The following is a 2,050-nucleotide window of genomic DNA, read 5'->3' as shown; positions in this document are numbered from 1 at the left end:
GAGATGGAGTGCAGGCCGAGCTTCCGATACTCATCGATGATGGCTTCGGGAACCTCCAGGCTCCGCTTGGTCAGGGTCGTAAGGGCCGACACCGCGTCCTCGCCGAGCCGACGCCGACCTAGATCGATCCCTTGGATGGTCCTCGCGTAGCTGTCGCGGCCTGGTCTGGGCCTGTTGGCGTTGTGGAGCCACTCCGGGCCATCCAAAGACGTAGAGAGCTTGAATCGGTGCTCCTCTAAGAAATCCAGCTGGGCTTCGTTCAAGTCGTGGAGCGTGGACGCCAGAACGAAACGCAGGCTCCGGTTCTCAAACCGATTGCGCTCGACGATGAGCAACGTAATGGCCTTCACCTGCTCGAAGTTGAGCAGAGGCTCGCCCCCTTGGAACTCAATGGTCAGCTCCTGGCTTGGCCACTCGAATAGCCGCTCTACGGCATGGCGAGCATGTGTTCCCGCCATGTCGAACTCGGTTGCGGTCGTCTGTTGGCGGGACACCTGGCAATAGCTGCAGGTGTGGTGGCAGCGCAAGGACACCACAAAGATGTGCAGGGCAGGTCCGCCCACCAAGTAGGACTTTCGGCTTCGGTATTGGCTGAGCAACGGGGCCAGCGAGCTTCGGCTTGTATCCGCAACGGCAAGGTGCCGGGCCTGCAAGTCTGCGAGCAACGGCGACTGGGCCGGAAGCTCATGGGAAACGAAGCGCTGCAGGTCCTCCATGCCCATGAGCAGCCAATCGCCCGCCATTGAGGAGACGAACGCCTTCTGAGGGTCCCACGGGAGCCGCCTGAAACGCATCGGCAGCAGTTGATAGCCCGGTGAAGGACTGAAGGCATCCTTTGGCCTGAATCTCACGGCACCACCGCGCCGGACGGCATCGCCTGGGTCAGTGCGGCGCGAACCAGCTCTTGCTGGAGGCCTTGAGTCTCAACACGCACCAGGGCGCGCAGGCGCTCATCCAGAAGGTCGTTGAAGAATTGTGCGCGCAATTCTTCCGCCGACACCGGACATTGCCGCGGCTGCAGAGCAACCACCAAGTCATTGCCTCGGACAAAAATCTCTACGGCGCAGCTTGCGGTATGGCGGTGGGCGGCCCTAGTGACCACCTCGTCGCTATACAAACTGCGATCAATAACAAACTCCGAGCGTTCCATTGCCCATCCCCCTGTGGATCGCGTAACTCTGCACCTGGGGTGGATGTTTGACAAGCGCCCAATGCGGGACGGGTAAATGAATGCGCGCCGAGGCGCGGTTAAGGTGGCGCTGGCTCGGCCGGCGAATATGAAAGACAACGTGTAGCCCTGAGTGAGAGCTCGTTTAGGTCACTTGCTTCGCCGCCGGTTCGAGCGCAGCTTATGGCCGTCACCAGCCGGTGACTGACCTGGAGAGAGGAATATGGCCAAGAACGAGAAAACCAGTCCGAAGGCAGCGACCGCAGCCAGCAAAGTCTTGAAGAGCGGCAGCACAGGCAAGAACTCCAAGACCGCCGCTGGCTCGGCTCTCAGTCAGGCCCCGGACAAGGGCAAGAAGAAGTAGCCACTAGGCTGGCCGTCCATCCTGGGCGGCCAGCACCTGGATCAGATCGAACGCTTCAATGTAGAGCAGCGGAGTCCTGCAGCTTCGCCTTGCCGACGACGCAAGCATCCTTTCGGATCTCGTCATCTGTGCGGCTCTGCTGGTGGATCAAAAGCGCGCCTAACAGTTCTGCGTCATCCAGTGTTTCCGCTGCAGCCAAGTAAACCAGCGCTGCGACACGCCGGCGGCGGCGTGCTTCTTCCTGACGCTGTGCTTGCTTGGCTTTGCTCGCTTGACGTTGTGATGCCAACAGCTCGCGCGCCTGAAGCTGGGCGAGCCGCTCGGTGGCCCTCTGGATGCGCTCATGGTAGTGATTGGTTGCGGTCATGGTGAATTCCTTCATGAGGTTGAAACCAGTCAACCAAAGAAGTTGGTGCCGTCAAGATCGCTCGCATCTGAAAATGTACGAACGTGCAACGCTCAATGAGCGCTCAAAAAAACATGCTTAAAAGAACAATGCAAGAGCGCACTTAGGTGTA

4 protein-coding genes are annotated in these 2,050 nt (G+C 59.7%); 1 reads left to right on the top strand and 3 read right to left on the bottom strand.

What is annotated here, in order from left to right:
- A partial coding sequence (locus AC1DQP_RS19865) for a radical SAM protein (RefSeq protein WP_478052349.1) occupies positions 1–743 on the bottom strand: 743 nt, incomplete at its 3' end.
- A 104-nt stretch (positions 744–847) separates the two neighbouring features.
- Positions 848–1,150, bottom strand: coding sequence for a hypothetical protein (locus tag AC1DQP_RS19860; protein ID WP_478052348.1), 303 nt, complete (start codon positions 1,148–1,150; stop codon positions 848–850).
- 241 nt (positions 1,151–1,391) lie between these two features.
- Between AC1DQP_RS19860 and AC1DQP_RS19855 the strand changes: the two genes are divergently transcribed.
- Positions 1,392–1,532: a hypothetical protein gene (locus AC1DQP_RS19855; RefSeq protein WP_293983431.1), complete on the top strand. Its 141-nt coding sequence runs from the start codon at positions 1,392–1,394 to the stop codon at positions 1,530–1,532.
- 55 nt (positions 1,533–1,587) lie between these two features.
- Here the strand turns inward: AC1DQP_RS19855 and traD are convergent, their stop codons facing one another.
- Entirely contained in the window at positions 1,588–1,899 is a 312-nt protein-coding gene (traD, locus tag AC1DQP_RS19850) for a conjugal transfer protein TraD (protein WP_457322189.1), read from the bottom strand.
- Between the last annotated feature and the right edge of the window lie 151 nt (positions 1,900–2,050).

It is taken from the genome of Stenotrophomonas sp. P5_A8 (assembly GCF_056400545.1).
This window is presented reverse-complemented; position numbering and strand designations above follow the sequence as displayed.